The 18,028-nt window shown below is 37.4% G+C and carries 5 protein-coding genes; 1 reads left to right on the plus strand and 4 read right to left on the minus strand.

Features of this window, described 5'->3' with window-relative positions:
• The first annotated feature begins 342 nt into the window (after window positions 1–342).
• Complete coding sequence (locus C1H87_RS03980; RefSeq protein WP_102754573.1) at window positions 343–10,014, plus strand: DUF4332 domain-containing protein; 9,672 nt, start codon at window positions 343–345, stop codon at window positions 10,012–10,014.
• A 446-nt stretch (window positions 10,015–10,460) separates the two neighbouring features.
• Here C1H87_RS03980 and C1H87_RS03985 read toward each other — a convergent pair whose 3' ends face one another.
• From C1H87_RS03985 to C1H87_RS04000, 4 genes are read right to left on the minus strand one after another with little or no spacing between them, the layout of a single operon-like run.
• Complete coding sequence (locus C1H87_RS03985) at window positions 10,461–11,606, minus strand: DUF4998 domain-containing protein (protein ID WP_158655115.1); 1,146 nt, start codon at window positions 11,604–11,606, stop codon at window positions 10,461–10,463.
• A 55-nt stretch (window positions 11,607–11,661) separates the two neighbouring features.
• Entirely contained in the window at window positions 11,662–12,855 is a 1,194-nt protein-coding gene (locus tag C1H87_RS03990) for a DUF5000 domain-containing lipoprotein (RefSeq protein WP_102754575.1), read from the minus strand.
• 48 nt (window positions 12,856–12,903) lie between these two features.
• Entirely contained in the window at window positions 12,904–14,790 is a 1,887-nt protein-coding gene (locus C1H87_RS03995) for a RagB/SusD family nutrient uptake outer membrane protein (RefSeq protein ID WP_102754576.1), read from the minus strand.
• Window positions 14,791–14,811: 21 nt separating this feature from the next.
• Window positions 14,812–17,970: a SusC/RagA family TonB-linked outer membrane protein gene (locus C1H87_RS04000; protein WP_102754577.1), complete on the minus strand. Its 3,159-nt coding sequence runs from the start codon at window positions 17,968–17,970 to the stop codon at window positions 14,812–14,814.
• Window positions 17,971–18,028: the final 58 nt, after the last annotated feature.

Genomic DNA, 18,028 nt, shown 5'->3' on the forward strand with positions numbered 1-18,028 from the left:
GTACAAAATTTAAAAAATCATGAAAAAACAGTAACCCTGACAGCAATTTTATAGAGAAAGAGGACTAGTACGTGTAATGGACCTGTGATTCTAAAATACGTTATAGCTCTCCTCTTTCTCTACATAAATATATATTTAACATTGATTTATACAGAATATATAAATTTTATTGTAAATTCATTTTTCATCTAAATAGATTAACCCTTAGATCAACACATTTGTGAGTGATAAATCAAATGTTAAAAAAGGGCCCCATAAAATATAACATCTTATCAAACTCATTTTTATCAAAGGATTAAGCCTTAGATATAACTGAATAATAATTCGATTAAAAAATACTTTATGGCTGATGAATTAATTCCTATATCCCAGTCGGAAGACAAAGCCCTTACACATTTTCTAAACCAAACTTCATTCGAAATCCTTGAAAAGGCATTACTTAACCAGTTTGAAGGTAATAGTGAAATTATTAAAAAAATATATCATAATAGAGAAGAACATGGTGATTTTGCAAATCTTGAAAACCTTAGTCGCGTTTTAAATGATGAAGAGCTCTATACTATAAAAACAGCCCTTTATCCGTTTGTAGAAATGATGGCTATTGAAGACGGCAAGTCCGAAGCCTTAATTTCCTTGGCAAATAATGGGGTTTCAACAACCAGTACTTCTGGAAGTTATCCCCATAGTTTAAAAAACAAGATGCGTAAAGCACGATTAGAGTATGGCAAAGATTTTAAACACCCTATTGAGGTCTATAAAATGCTTTCCCATTCTGAAAAAAGAGAGCTATCTGCTGTTATCAATCGTAATGATTACAAAGAAAATACTGCTTTCCCTGGTTTTGAAGAAGAAGAAAACAAACGTTTGCACGAAATTGGTATCAAAAATAAAGAAGACATGTCTGCTATTTCAGGCTCTGTAGAGCGCAAAAAGAAACTAGCAGAAGCTTCAGGAATTGCCGAAACAAAAATTTCGGCTTGGGCTCCCGTGGCAGCATTAATGTCTGTCCCCGCAATCACAAAAGAGATTGCAATGATGCTAAGAGATACTGGAATAACCACCCTGAAACAATTAGCCCTAAGCGACCCCAAAGTCCTCTATGAAAGCGTTCTCTTTTTTGCTGAGGTATATAAGGTCGAAGTTTTCCTTGAACATGTGGAGTTGTGGATTACAGCTGCACAAAATATACTTGAAGCAAGTACAGATAAAATTCAAAATGATACCGTACATGCCCAAGTGCTTACAGGTGCCATGCCAGAGCTAGCAGACGTTTTTCAACCAGAATTCCCTCTGTATGGTCCATACTTACCTCAACATATAGAACTTTGGCGCAATTCAGAGATGAGTTTTAACCAAAATAAAGTAAACACAACACCAACCTGGTTGAGGGAAACACCACTTATACCGTTTTCTTTTCACACTTATCAGAATAATTTTGGTTGGTGGATTACTGGACTACCCCTAATTCCATTATGGTATGGTCCGGTGAGAGATTCCAAAGAAATTGCTCCAGAAAAAAAACCAGTAGTTGTTCCAGACACAGAGGATGATACCCCTGCAAAAAAAGCATCACCCATGCCTCCCGAAGCGCCGGTTGACAACCAACCAGTTCCCGAAGATGAGCTTACCCAAGAAGAAGAAGAAATAATTTGTGGAGCTATTGAACATGCTTGCAAACGAAAAAAAGAACAAGATGAGCTTGAAAAAAAACGATTACAGGACGAACGCGAAAGATTAGAAAAAGAAAAAAAGCGTGTTAAAGAAGAAGAGGAACGCCGTCGCAGAAATCCAAGATATCGAGATCGCCGCAATCGTGAACGAGACCTTAGAGATCGTCGTAAGGATTTGGGCGAACGCGGCGATGAATTAGAAAATCGTAGGGAAAATCTGGATAAAGATAAAGACCGTATTCAGCGAGATGATCAAGAACTCCGCGAACGGGAGCAAAATATTCGTAAAGGTCCGCCAGCAGACCCCAATTGTCGTTCTACAGCATGTCGTAATGTTCAAACCGAGCGTGTTCAAAACCAGCAGGAACGCTACAAGAACATGAATGATTTTGATGACCTAGCACGCGACTCTCAAAAATTTAGTCGTGATTTAAAAGAGTACCAAGATGATGCAAGCGAATTTGAGGATTTGATGGATCGTGGTTATGGACAAACAGAATCAGAATTAAAAGAACGTAACACTGCTAAGGAAATAAGAAATCAGCAAGGTCATATTAATGACATGCAAGAAAGAGCAGATCAATTAGATGCATTAGACCCACCGTTGACCCCAGAAGAAGAGCGTGAACGCCAACAACTCACAGATAATATTGATAAAGCACGTACAGAGTTAAACGGTGGTCCTTTACGAGATATGTTGGATGCCACACGGGCTGAATTGGAAGATGTCAAATCACAATTGGAAGATCCAAATTTAGATGACCAAACGCGTCAAAACCTTGAGCAAAAAAAAACCACACTTGAAGCTCAAGAACAAGCACAGGATATTGATTTCACCAATGCTTATAAAAATTCTACAGAGGGGCATTATGTGGATTTGCTTCATGAGAATACAGTAGGAGAAAGCTTTCCTAGCGATCGCAGACTTCAAGATAGTGCACATGAAAACATAAATAGAATTCGCCGAATTCAGAGCATGTCTGGTAGCGAGCTCGATCAATATCAAGACAATTTAGATAAAGCAATAAATGGTTATGATACTTTAATTGATCAGGTTGGGCAACCCGGCAATCTTCCCAATAGTGGCAATAATGCTCAAGACCTAGTTGAACAACTCAACAGAGATATTGCTAATGATAGCACACATCGTGATGGGCTTAGACTAAAAATAGAAGGTTCTCGCGAAGGCATTCGTAATATACGCCAACGTAGCGCACAAATTCGTGAAGAATTACGCCGAAGAGGTACTTCCGAACATAACACCTCAGTACATGGTACACCGCAGGAGCAACAGGAAATTCTCAATATGAGAAATGAGCTCAGAAGCCTCCAGAATGCAGAAGCTAATTTGGCCAAAGACATAAGACAAAGTGCTTTCCGTATGGATGCACTGCAAGGTCAGATTGAAAAAAACATGGATAATTTGGTGCTTACAAACCCTATGGTGGGTCTTGAGCAAAATCAAGAGGTGGTACGTGATTATAATGAGTCTTTGGGTGACTTTTTTGAAGACAATGGTGATATAAATGTTCTTAAGGCACGTGGTTTCTTTAAAGATACATTACGCAATCTACAGCGTTTGGAAGGGCTTAACCAAGATGCCGACCGTCTTAAAGCTGCACTCAACCCTAGTATAGAAAATTCATTGCGGGTAACAGGTCAAGAAAACCGACGCAATAATAATATAGACGAACGAAGACAGCGTTTGGGGAGAACAGAAGAACAAATAGAACAAACCAAAACGGCTCTTGGCCAAAGCGGTATGCGTGTTACAGGACGCCGTAAAATTACTATTGAACCCAACAACCCGATAACTGGAGGTTTAGGAGACGCCCTAAACAATCATGCCAAAGGCCTCCCTCCCAGTCAGGGTGCACGCAATGCGCAACAAGCACAGCAAGTTCAACAAGCACAGCCAGTTTCTCATGGCACTGAAAAAAACAGGAGAAATCCAAAAACTCATGCACCGTTATCCGCTCGCCAAAGACGTATAAGATTCTTAAAACGTTCAATTCCTACCGTAGAAGAAAACATTTCTTCAATAAGAACTTCGGCCACAGATCAAACTTATTTGGAGCATCTTGAAGAAGTTTTAAAGGGGTATCAAATAGAATTGGAGCAATTTGAAAATGCAGAAGCTTCAGCCACGACAGTATCTAACAATAATTCCAATATAGAGACCACTACTTTTGTAAGTTCACAAATCACAGGGTTACCATTTCTTTTGAACCCCATAGTGGAAATGATCAATCAAGCTACAGAAGAAGTAGGTAACGCAGCAGTGCAGGCGTTTATGGTTCAACAACAGCAAAACCAGAATGATGGTAATGAGAAACCCGCTGGAACCTCAACAAAACTGCTTAAAAGGTTATATGTTGGTCAATTAATCAAAGAACCATGGATTAATAGAGACTGGAACAAGGTTGTACGTATGCAAGCACGCTACGCATATGCTCTTGAAGAATTGTCCGATAAATCCAAGACCCAAAACACCGTAACGGCATCCGAAAAGAAAAAACTAGAACTGGAAGCAAAAAAAGCACAACTTGTTTTGGCGGAAAGCTATGATAATCAAGCAGACAGAGCTACATCTGCCGGATATACTTCCGAAGGTTTGGTGTTAAGAACACAGGCTATTGCTGCGCGCCTTTCGGTTCAGATTTCTGAACAAAAAGAACCAGATTTCGGACAAAGAGTAGAAGATGTTTGTAGTCAAACAGACAGCGCCCTAAATGATGCCCTTGATGCGGGCGATTGTGAAACGGCTCAGCGATTATTATTATCACGTATCGAAGTTTGGAATGTTATTTTGGAACGCTTGGGTAAAAATAAAAGTAGCGTTAGTGAGAAGACCCATGAAAAAATCGCAGAAGATTTACGACAGCTTGCTCATTTGTATAATCACAAAGCTAATGATCCCGAAAATACATCCCAGCAAGAAGACCTAAAATCTAAAGCACGTAGAGCAGCAATGGCTTCTGCCATGCACTTTATACAATCTGGAGATATTTTTACGGCTATTCTCGTATTAGAATCTACCGATGTTAGCGATGACGATCAGGCTTTAGCATGGAAAAAATCTATTATTGGCCAAGGGTTGACAGTACTTGACAATATAGAAAAATCTGGGGAAGTTCGCTCTGGTTATGCCCCGTGGCTTTTAAAAGATCGGCTTTTAGAACAACTTGCCAATTGTAGTAAGGATAATGAAACCAAAGCTGCGGCTATACTAGCCCGAATGGATTTGCAAAAAAAGCATGGTGGTCATGTTTTTGCAAGACAACTATTTCACCAGGCCAAAGCTTTAGATTCAGATAACCCAATCATTGTTCGAATGGATATGAAACTATTATTCGAAGATGAACCAGAAATAAATGACGCTTTTATCACTTCTGGTATAAGTATTCTGGAACGTGCTCCATTATCAGATACTAATGCTTATGATGCTATAATTACAGCAAGTATTTTTAAAGGAGCCCCAGACCAACAGCAAATTCAAGCCTATGAATCCGCTATCTCACAGGCCAATATTTCTGATGAGCGCAAATCAAAAATAATGGTCCAAGTTGGCATGGTACTGTCTTATATAATGGCAAAAGACCCAAGTCAGTTAGCTAACATGCAAGATAAGCTCAATACTATTGAAGGGTTAATTCCAACAACTACCCTTACCAATGGAGAAATTGAAGATTTGCGTATTGAGATCCAGAAACTCAGGGATGGTGTCAATATTTATGAAGAAAACAAGCAGAAATTTCAAACACAAACGTTACCTGCTGCAGAAATACCAACCCTGGTAGGAAGTGCTATTAACGTAAGAGATTATGCATTAGTCGAAGAAGCGATAAAAGTATATGCCCAAGCCGGAGGCATTGCTCCCGAAATGCGTATTCACCAAATAAGTGATTATATTAAATTACTTGAAAATGAAGCACGCACTCTAGAAACTGGAGGAGATACCCAAACGGCTACGGATATTCGTGAACGCATTAATAGGGTTCGGGATCTGGTGCGTCCAATTTCAGAAACAACAATTCAAAATATAGAAGTTGAAATCATTGCTTGCCAAAGCGAGTTACGTTCGGCAACTATTACCTTACAAGATGAGCAGGATGAAGTTGTTTGGCCCCTAATTGTGCGTATTGGAAAATTATTTGCAGAAGTAGAAAACGAAGATCTTTCCAAAGCCGTAACCAATGTTGAAAGTATTCAAGGCAAATTACACGATTTAATAGGACAAGCTCGTGCAGTAACCAATGCTCGCGCTAAAGCCGAACTAATTGGTTTAGATGATCAAGCACGCCTGCAAGAAATTATCAGCTTAGAAAATGAAGCTATCATGAATGTAACACGCCTTGAAGCTGAGGCACATACACATGCAAAGCAGTTATCTGATGATCAAAATATTGAAGAGACTTATGAGGAATTAGATCGCTACCGAGCTCAAATAGCTCTTTCAGATGCTATTGCAGAAACATACTCTTATTGGCGTATCACTCAACAACCTTATACGGAAACTTGGGATCGATACAATAGGCTTTATCTTACCTCCGCTGAAGCTGAGGTACGTTCGCTAACAACATCATTAAATGGAAAACGCAATGCTTACTCAGGACATTATGAAATAAGAGGCCTCAGAAATGAAGTTGAACGTTGGTCTAATGCACGAAGCTTATTTGCTTGGACAGATGATGAAAATCAATATGAATGGCGCTATACTATGATGAAAGACCGTCTAGCCAGAACTGAAGAACGCAGAACGCGCTTAATCCTTTCTGGTCCTATGATAGATCATGCCAATGGTGCCCCACTAACCCCAGAAGCCAGATTAGACTTTTTTGTAAGTACATTAGATGAAGATGTACGCGTACGAATGTCTAGAGCTAATAGTTTAGATAATTCTATTTTCGAACCATTAACAAATTTTGCAGCTAACGAACGTGCTAGAGCTACTGCAATTAAAGCATATTGTGAAAGCGTACCAGAATTGCGCTCTATTAAAATTATTGGGGAAACCAGCGGTCATAGTGGAACAGAAATTAGTCGTCAAGAGTATTTCAGAGCATTGGCTATGGCATTAAGTGAACTTGCTACCGAACGCGCTTATGATTTTGTTAAATACGTAGATACTCCTATTTACAAACGTGGTATCGTACAACTTTGGAATCTTCATATTGCGCAAATTTTTCGAGAAGATCCCAATGGTCATAGCTATAATGCTACTAAAACTAGATTACAAAATTACACGCAAGAAAACCGTGAACTCTCTAAAGCATTATTAGATGCCGCTCATAACAAAAACCTTAGTGCAGAACAGCGAGCATTGTTAATAGAATTAGGTTTCATTACCGAAACAGATGAGGGTGGTTATGAATTGCAAACACCAACCTCACTAGGACTGTCCAGTTTGGATGATGAACTAAACCTACCCACACGTTCGGCCTGGGATGAACTATTGAATCCATGGAGTGTTACTAAATTGATTGGAACAGTTTTAATACCAGGAGGTATAGCGTCTGTTACAACTCGTCTTGCGGTAGGCACAGCATTAGATGGTATAGTTGGAGGTATGGTATTAAGGGCAGCTTTCGAGAGTCTTGTATTTACAGCTGTTAGCCACCCTATTGGATATGGCATGGACTGGTTTAGTGGCGATTTACGTAAAGACCGCCCTGGTTTTTTCGAAGATTACTACCACAACCTAGCCATCTTCCTCACTTTGGGTGCAGTAGGAACAGCTGGTCAAACTGTTGGAAGTGTGTTAAAAATGACCCAAAGCAAATCTTTAACAGCGTTCTATAAAATGGCTGCACCTGCACTGCGAATGACTACCGAAGCTACTATTTTTGCTGGTATAGAAGGTGTATCTTCTGGAGAAGGCCTTACATTGGATGCTTTCTTAAGAAATCTCATGATGGTCTATATGCTCCATAGTGGCAACAAGATGGGTTCCAAACTAATGGAAAGAGCACTTCAATCCTTAGGCTACAACATACCTAAACATACGGGTGGATTATTACCGCGGAGACAACAAAGTATTGACCCAGCCAGAGAAGCCGCGATTGATACCTTGTATACTCCAGCGGGAAGAAGGCTTTCCAATAGGGATATTCTAGAACAGAAATTTGAGAATTGGGCTGACAAATCGCAGGTAAGGAATGATCTTGCCAAAGCAGGTATTGAGTTAGTTCCAAGTAGCAAACCGCTTCCTAAGGGTACTCGTGCTGCTATGGAAATCACTGCAGATGGACGCCAAAGAATTCATGTAGATAAAAATACTACCAGAGCTGATGCCTTAAACGAAGTATATAAACTACATGAAATTCAACGCTTAGGTTTTTTAGATAAACCCTTTACGATAGAAATGCAAGCCATGGTAGAGTTCAATTCTTATTCACGTATGGAACGTGAAGTTTACAGAGATGCACCAATGTCTAAACGTAAGCAAGAGTCTATTCGGTTTTCACTTTACTGGCGTGCCAGGTTAAATAGCATACAATCAGGCCGATTACCAAATCGGGTATTGTCCCAACCTGGAGAAGGTATCGTTTTATCAGTTACAGGCAGCGCATCGGTACCTTCCTATCGCAGAAGGTTTTTAGAGATTACCGAACGAACTTTCGATCCTGGCGACCCTTTGGTATTACAAACCTTGAGTAAAACGGCAAGACGTGCTGTTGAACGTTTAAGCGAAAAACTTGATCGTCGCATTAAAGAGTTGATTAATAGAACCGAGGTTCGTTACAATGCTGAAGAACGTATGGCTGAGCTAGAGTTTCAGAATGATACAACGCCTGATGGTATTAGACGTAGAGAGGAGACTCAAGAACATATCAATACCATTCATGAGCAACAATATCGTCTAGAATTGGAAATGGCCAGGCTTCTTGATCGTATGTCTGCTATTGTTGAGGGTACAATAATCATCAAAAACAGAAAGCGCAGACCAACTCCAGATATACGTGTGCAAACTCCAGAAACTCCCACACATCTTAGAAATAATGAAGGACAATATGAAAATATACGCAGCGAATATGAACGTATATCACAAGAAAATTTTGATTTAAAACAAGAACTCAATACGATAGATCCTTCGAATGTTACAAGAATCAATGAAATTGAATCTATCTTAAATAATAATGTTACAAAACTCAAGAATCTGTCAAAAGAAGTTGGTGGACTTGGTGCTGAGGCAGCTATTAAGGAATACCTAGGGCCAAGTGCAGAGGTTATTTTTGCTGATCAAGTAGGTGGCGGTGGTGCTGGTGAAGTTGATATGGTAGTAGCTTATAGAAATGCCAAAGGACAGGTTCGTTTTGCCGTTGTAGAGGCCAAAGGAGGTGAATCTAAACCTGGTACAGCGAATTCTGCAGGGTTTCATGCTGAACAAGGTACTTTAGCCCATACAATGATAACAGCCTCTAAAATGGAATTGAGGGCAGAGACACTATTTGCTGAAGGCAGGTTGGCAGAGGCATTGCGTTTAAGAGATACTGCACATGATATACAACGCGGGTTTAGAGATGGGACCTTAGACAGTTTTATAGTGCAAACACGCTGGCGAATCAAAGAAACTAAAGTTAACACCGAAACCCGTATAGATGTACAATTACGCAATACAGAAGTTTACAAGGTACAATTGCGTTGGACTCGTGGTGAAGGAGTAACAATAGGTCGAACTGCACCTGTTGAGTTTATCTTACCTGAAGGTACAGTTCCTAGTGCCTCATTGCGCTTTGCCAGGCTCAACTTAGCTAATGGGCGTGAAATTGTTCATAGAAGTGATGGTACTGTTGTAGACCTCCCAAGTGATGTTCGTATGCTTATGGAAAATCTCAATAATGCCAAAGCCCTGGTTCCCAGTGCAGCCATTATTGCTATGCCACGCAATGCTGTTAGTCTAATTCTAAAAGAAGGAACAAGCGTAAATGATATCATAAATGACCCTTCCTTGGCACATTTCCGTGAATATGCTAATCAAATGGATGCGGGTCTTATTTTTGGTATCCGCATTGAGATGGGCGCGAATCGTGTTATTGAGGGAGCCATCTATTTTGGAAAAAATGGTGAAAAAATGCTCATTCAAAAAAATTCGCCAAATAACTCAATTACAATAGACGGACAACTTATCAATATTCATGTTGGCACTCCCCGACCAGACCAAATCTCTCGAGATGGTGGTCATGTAATTCTTGCGGACCAGCCAGTATCGCAGCTAGAGCAAATTATTGAAACCTTAAAATCCAATACCATTGGTGTAAATAAAATTGATCCTGGAGGGTTTAGGGGTATTGATACTGTTGATTTGCCAATTCTGCCTGATGTACCAATACTTTTTGAATAAAGAGTAAAGATTCTAATTTGTGATTCCGTTGTATCTGAACTAGAATTCAAAAATAATACTAAAAACTGCCATCCAATTTAATATGGTTCTATCACATAAATTATAATGATAAAAGATACCCTATTAAAAACAACACATGTATGCTCAGGTATTTAAATTAATTACAAAATAGGTACGCATATCAATAACTAAACTAATATTCTTATTGATTTCATCATATTATATAATTAAAAATGAGGTTTGAAAAAATCAAACCTCATTTCGCTACTAATTAAAACTACCTAAAACTATATTATAAAATATTTATAACTACGAATTGCACCCATGATTTTGTTTTAAAAACATTTAAACAAAAAATAATTATCGGTCCAGTTTTCTATAGTTGCTAATATTGTATTGTTTTCAATATTATCCTAAGTAGTTCGATTACTTAATTGTTATACTATTTATCTTGTAAAAGCCCAAATCTCATATATTACAATATTATTTGAGCCATAAGAATCAAGGCCAACAATTTTAAAATATTGAATATCTTCAGGAGCAGCCAAATCGAACGTTTGCACATTATTATTCTTTAAAACTGGGTAAGTCCCCATTAAAGACCAATCTACACCATTCTTACTGCCATGAATCTCAATATTCTTAGGAGTATCTGCTCTATCTCCAAAAAGAATTTGAATGCCTTCAACCCCCACAACAACCTCATTGAGATTTATTGTAATATCATGCGGAAAAAAGGTTTGCGGAGAAATTTGGTTAACCCAGATACTGCTTAAATCACCATCAATAGCACTTGTAGCCATTCTACCCGTTCCATTTCTACCATCAAAGCTTGATGCTGTTGCAGTCCAATTATCTTTAGGTAAAATACGTATAGCTCCTTTAACTTTAAAGGTTTCAAAATCAGTATGTACAATATCTAGAGCTGTTGGATCCGGCAAATAAAAAGTACGAAACTTAAGTGTTTGATTGCCAGAATGATCATAATTCAGTATGGTTGTTATTTGCTCATCGCTTTTAGCTATATGGCTTTCCATTTTCCCTGAGACACCTTCATATTGTATCTCTGTATGAATCGCTGAAGCTTCGCTAGAGCCTCCCCAGATTATTTCTAATTCACCATCACTATGACTTGCAGATAACATTAATCTTGGTAAAACGGATGCTTTATATGTTTCACCATAAGAATTACCAATAGCATTAACAGGAATAGACTTGTTTCCGTTTTCATCATAAGTATGGATAATAAAAGAATATAAGCTTTCCTCCATATCTTCTAAATAAAGACTGAATGTATCATCGTCCCTATCTGATGCTATGGGAACTTCAATTGAATCATTACCATAGTTCCAAAACACACGAGCTTTGGTTACAGTGGGGTCTTTAGGTATAGTACCTTTTAAAAGTATTCTGTTAAACCCTGAAAAAGAAGTTACAGATTTAATTGGGGCTGGGTAAATTCTTTCTCCATCTTTCCAAAACTGCTCATAAGTATTATCCATTTTTGTGCAGCCTATTAAGAAACCCAACGTAAGTATGAGCAGTATGCCTAATAATCTTATATTTCTATATTTAAAATTTCGATTGTTCATTTTCATTAAATTAAGTTGTATTTAAATAATTGGCTCGAGTTTATATAAAAAACCATCACTCAATTACCTGACCAAAAAAGGTTAACTCACATATATATATGTAAGTAACTCCGCCCCATGTTTTTGTAGTTTTAAAACGTATATATCGATATGCTTCAGGAGAATCAAAATCAAAATCTTCACCTTCTATAGCTGCATAATGCCAATCTTCTTGTGTACGCTCTGCTTGTCCTGAAGGTTTTCTTGATTCAAAATCTCCTATTAGCGTCCAACTATCCCAAGAACCGTCAGCATTAGGATCGTTACTTCCATATAACTCAAATTTTTCAGGAGAACCTGCCTTGTATGGTCCAGAAGGATGATCAAAGGGCGACCCCTGATGATGTAACTTAAATCTACTTAGTTTAGCCTTCGTTCCTAAATCTATAGTAAACCATTGAGGCATTCCTGTTATTGGTTTTGTGTGAAAACTAAAACCAACTCCCCAAACATCATCCCACATAGCTTCCATTCTGTAATTAGAATCAATGTGATGTTGATGCGTATCACCTGGAAGTTTTAAAGGTTTGAATTTTGATTTATCAATTTTTTCTTCAAAAAGCGGCGTTATCTTTTTGTAAAGCGTATCGGAAGTGTTGTCCCAACGATCTTTAACATAAACGCCAAAGGTTTGTTCTACATCCTTAAATCCACGTACAGCTAAACTACCCTCTTTTCGTTTTGTATAAAAAGTTTCAGGAGTATAAACCTCTCCTTCAGAGTTTGTTGCCAATACGAAGATTCTCAAATCTGATTCGCTTAAATTCTCAAAATTTAATTTAAATCCTCCAAAATCTGGAATTAACTCTAAAGATTTATATGTAGTTTTAAATTGCGGTTCTAAAGGGTTTATAACCACGTTAAGCGGTTCTGATTTTTTCCCACCTCGCGATACGGAATAGAGTTGAACATCATATTCTTTTGATTCACCAAAACCAACTAATTTAATTTCGTTGTTAAAGTATGACGCTTTTTGCTCAACTTTTTTGTCATTATTTAACTCATATTCTGCCACTATGTAAAGTAGACTTTCACTTTTAGGTAGATTATAAGAAATTACAGCACCTCCGATAATATTTTCTATCTGAACATTTGATACTTGATCAGGAGCTGCATCTGAGGCGTTAATCAATGCTGATTTTTCGACATCGCTATCACATCCCAGTAATAGCAAGTTCAGAATAATTAAGAAATAAACGTTATTTTTCATATGGTTGCTATTTATATTTATATTTATTCATTTTACTTTGTTTAGGAACTACCAACCTGGATTTTGAACCAAATTACTGTTCGATAAAATTGCTTTTTCTTCAATTGGCCAAAAATAGTCCCTTGGTATAAAGGTTTGTTTGTATATAAGTTTTTCACGATAATACCCCAATGCTTCTTCTTGATCTAAATCCCAACCTGTTATAGGTTTGTTTAATTCATTTACAGCAGTTTTCCATCGTCTTAAATCCCAGAAACGATATCCTTCGAACGCAAGCTCTATAGTTCTTTCCTGATGAATAATTTCTCGTAGCCCATCTTTAGATCTTACTTTTCCTGGATTTTTTGAAAAATCTGACCATGCGCGCTCTACATTAGGAATACCTGCTCTAGTTCTAACCCTATCTAAATACTCATATACTTCGGTTGATGGACCTCTAGCTTCATTTAAAGCTTCAGCATATAATAAGTACAAGTCATTTAAACGAATTACTGGAAAAGGATAATTTTCAGTAGTATATGTATTTCCTGGATTCACTATACTTTGAAAATGAACAAACTTTTTCGGCCAGTATCCAGTAGTTGAAAATGCATGAAGAACAATCATGGATGCAGGCTGTCCCATTTTACTTGAAACAAAAAGTAAATCATCCGATTCGTCATCGTATCTACCTTGACCATACCAGATTCCTCCATCAAAACCCAAACTTGCATAATAGCGAGGCTCTCGATTAAAATTCAATTTAGCTGTAGTGTAACCCTCCTTTAAGTTGTATTTATGTTCTGCTGTAGGCGTTTCAAGGTCGAACCGTCCTTCATAATCATATGTTATGTCTTCATTAATAGGTACGCCATTGGCACTATAAAACTTTTCCACGATTTTAAGGGGCGGAGCCATATCGCCACGAGTTTCCCCATTATCTCCAAGGTTTGGATCTAATCCACGAGGTGTAGCTTTACCTTGTAAATCTATAACATAACTGTTCGTGTTAGCCCAAATTATTTCTGGATTCCATTTTTCAGTAAGAGAATTTCTTATACTTAATTTTGTAAGCGTTGTAGGAGAAAGATCATACTGAGAGAATCGGGGTTCATATAAATACAACCTATGACCAACAGATTCACAATATTCAATTGCAGCTTTACAGGCATCAGCGGCAATTTGCCATTTAGCCTCATCATAAACAGAATTAAAAAGTGGTGTACCGTCTTTGTTTCTAAATCCTCCGTAATCAGAATTACCATTAAACAGTGGACTAGCTACAGAAACCAAAATCTGTGCTTTTAAGGAGATACTAATTGCCTTTGTAATTCGGCCAAGTTCACTAACTTCATTTTCAATTCTATCGGGAAGGTCTTTATAAGACTCGTCAAGCAACTCTATAATGTAATCAAAGCATTCATCTATTGGTGATCTCGGAACTTTAACTGTCTCTACATCATCAGACACCAAAAGATTTTCTTTTACCAAAACAATAGGTCCGTACATCCTTAGTAATGTATAGTGATAATATGCTTTTAAAAACTTCACTTCGGAAACCCAACGATTTTTTTCAGCTGATGTTAAATCAGGTACTGTCTCAATATTCTCTAAAAATATATTACAAATTCGAATGCCTTGATACATCCTTTTCCACAAATTTGTATAGGGTTCAACAACACCTTGGTTTCCTTTTGCTATTTGAAAATTACCATTGCTACTTGAAGGTACCGACCACATTTCATCTGCTCCAAGAAAACCAGGGTTATCATTTACTGATGCATGAGAGGGTATATACGAATAACAAGTAAACAGGTACTGTTCAGCAGTATTTCGACGGTTAAAGACGTTATCTAGTGTGGCTATATTATCTGGAGTCACATCCAAATATTCATCACATGATAGCATTTGTAGCGCTATTATAGTTACAAATATTGTTTTTAATACAATTTTCATATTAATATCATTTAAATAAAGTTAGAAAGAAAAATTAGCCCCTAGGTTAAACGCTTTTTGAATGGGATACCCCAAACCGTTTCCACCCATCTCAACATCCCATAATTTAAATTTACTCCAAAGTACAGGGTTAGTACTCGTTATGTAAAATCTACAAGAAGTCATATATAGCTTAGATAGAATAGATTCTGGAAGAGAATACCCTACCTCAATTTGCTTTAATCGTAAAAAAGAACCATCACGCATAAACCAAGTACTGCGTTGCGAATTATTTTTTGAACCTGCCTCTGTAGCGGTTAAACGTGGCCAAAGCGCATAGATGTTTTGGTTCTCTTCAGACCAATGATCATTGGCGTATGCTTTAAGCAGCTGCTTTTCTCCAATAAATGGTGCCGTTTTATCAGCATCAATCCAAAAGGACTCGCGAGCTATACCTTGAAAAAACATGGAAAGGTCAAAGTTTTTTACGCCAAGTGAAAAACCAAAACCATATACAATTTCAGGTATCGTTGGAAATCCAATAGGCACAAGATCTAGTTCCGTTATTTGACCATCATCATTAATATCACGGTACTTTATATCCCCTCCTCCATATTCACCAAAATTTTGTTTAGGTGAATTTGCAGCTTCAATATCATCAACAAAAAGTCTTTCGGCAAGATATCCCCATTCCTGGTTTAAAGAATACCCTATACGCGATCTCCAATATGCATCTTGATAATCATATTCTTCTATAACTTTATACTCAGATTTAGCATACGTCATATTCGCACGTCCTTGTAACCAAAAACCATTATTAAAACTTTTACTATAATCCAGTGAAATATCAATTCCCGAGCCTATGGCTTTACCTACATTAGCCTTAGGATCTGCTGTAAGCCCCATTTCCTGTGGAATAGACGCTCGAGTTTGTAAAATATTAGTTCGTTGTTCTTTATATAAGTCTACCAATATATTTAATTCATTAAACAGACCCATTTCTATACCTATATTCGATTTTTGCGACTCTTCCCAACTGATTAATGGATCTGAGTATCTCGAAATAGATATACCGCTTCTCCTATAACCATTATTGGTTCCAAAAGCTGCGCCTCTACTTGAATCGCTCATATTGACATTTGATAGATATAAAAATCGATCATCTGGACCTCCAATCGCATCGTTACCCGACAATCCATGTGTAGCCCTAAGTTTCAAACTGGATATAGTTCCCGTTAGTTTTTCAAAAAACTTTTCATTAGCAACATTCCAAGCTATCCCTGCGGATGGAAAAAAGCCCCATCTATTTGATTTATGAAAACGCTCGGATGCATTGTAACCAAAATTTAATTCCACAAAATAACGTGAATCATACCCATACGTTGCACGACCAGCTAAGCCAACATTCTTGTAAGGCAAGGAATGTTGTAGAGTTGTTGCATTACCATTTAATCGGTTTTGAGCCATAAACACAAAAAGTCCAGTAATCTCATGAATATCTTTAAACTTACGACTGTAATCTATCGCAGATTCAAGATAAAAACTTGATTCAACTTGCCTTGTTCCAGGGGTATAGTCTAAATATTCGGTTCCTGAATCTTCATTAAGACCAATAATATTGTATGTGTTTTCAAGCTTGTTATAACTGGTAGCTTGATACCAAAAAGGCCTGTAAGAACGTGATACTTCGAAAAAAGATTTTCGCAAGGTATTAATCATGGTACGCATTTTTAACCCTTCGGTTATAAAAGATAGTTCTTGACTTAATTGCAATTGTGCGGACATTGTAGATCTTGAATATTCCCTGTACCCTTTTACCATTTCTGCATAAGGGTTTAAATAAAATCCTGAACCACCATCGAAATTACCGAACATAATATGCTCTACATAACTGTGCTCTTCATCTGCAGGATAGAAAGCTGGGAAAAGCACCGGATTAGTTTTCATAACATCACCATAAACTTTAGCTCCCCCTCCTATTGGACCTTTATATTCATCAAATACACCACTTAACCTAACATCCATCTTTGTTGTTTCGGTTAAGTCTATATTTACATTAGATCTCAATGAATATGTTTTCAAATTGATATTATTATTGAAATCATTTCGCTTATCGACTTTCAATAATCCATTATTTTGATTAAATGCTCCTGCAACATAATAACGAGCAACTTTACCTCCACCTCTTACATTAATGTTGGCATTTTGATTCATTGTATAATCCTTAATAAGCTCCTTTCTCCAATCTGTAACAGGATACACATATGGATTAACTCCTGCTATAGTTCGATCAATCTTTTCTTGTGTATAAGGAAGAGCACTTAATCCATCACGTGTTTTAACGGCTTCGTTATGCAACCTCATGTATGTAATAGGATCTGCCAACTCAATGTTTCGAGTAGGCATAGAAAGTGAATTCTCAACTCTCAATTGAACAACAACCTGCCCCTCAATACCTTCTTTAGTTTTAACAAGAATAACACCATTAGCAGCTCTACTTCCATATAATGCAGTTGCTGTAGCATCTTTCATAATTGAAAAACTTTCTATATCATCTGGCTGTAATCTTGAAAGGGAAGTCGTAGAACTCTCGATACCATCAATAAGAATCAAAGGGTCTCTTTTGTAGCCGAACGTTGTAACACCTCTAATAAAAAATTCGGCGTTATCTAAACCAGGCTCTCCACTTCTTTGGTAAGATACTAATCCTGCTACCCTACCTGCCAATGCGGTTGTTAAATTACCATTAGAAGTTCTTAACCCAGAAGGCTTAATGGTTGATATTGAAGAAATTATGCTCTCTTTCTTTTGAGTCCCGAATGCCACAATGGTAACCTCATCAAGTGATTGTTCGTCTTCAAACATCTGAATAACACGAAAAACATCGAGCTTTTCTGGTTTAAAAGAAATCGTTATTGGGTAATACCCCATATGCGATATAAGGATTTTTTCAGCAGATTCAGGAATTTTCAAAGTATAGTTTCCATCAAAATCAGTGGCCGCACCAATTGAACTATTTTCTACTTGTATTGTTGCACCAACAAGGGGAGTATTGTCGTTACCATCTACAATAACTCCTTTAACCTCATAAGTCTTTTCCGATTGAGAAAATCCAATCTCAACATTAAAAATAAAAGGCACTAATGCAATAAGAACTCTACAATAACTATGTATTGTACATTTAAATTTATGTTTTTTCATTAAATAGGTATGTTAGTCATTAATTAATTTGGGGTAGTAACTTTGTCAATATTGTTCT

Origin of the sequence: Flavivirga eckloniae, from assembly GCF_002886045.1 — a bacterium.
GTDB classification, from domain to species: domain Bacteria; phylum Bacteroidota; class Bacteroidia; order Flavobacteriales; family Flavobacteriaceae; genus Flavivirga; species Flavivirga eckloniae.

Coding starts and splice junctions, on each gene's coding strand:
- C1H87_RS03995 (WP_102754576.1), bottom strand. CDS start 14,790: ATGAAAATTGTATTAAAAACAATATTTGTAACTATAATAGCGCTACAA.
- C1H87_RS03980 (WP_102754573.1), top strand. CDS start 343: ATGGCTGATGAATTAATTCCTATATCCCAGTCGGAAGACAAAGCCCTT.
- C1H87_RS03985 (WP_158655115.1), bottom strand. CDS start 11,606: ATGAACAATCGAAATTTTAAATATAGAAATATAAGATTATTAGGCATA.
- C1H87_RS04000 (WP_102754577.1), bottom strand. CDS start 17,970: ATGAAAAAACATAAATTTAAATGTACAATACATAGTTATTGTAGAGTT.
- C1H87_RS03990 (WP_102754575.1), bottom strand. CDS start 12,855: ATGAAAAATAACGTTTATTTCTTAATTATTCTGAACTTGCTATTACTG.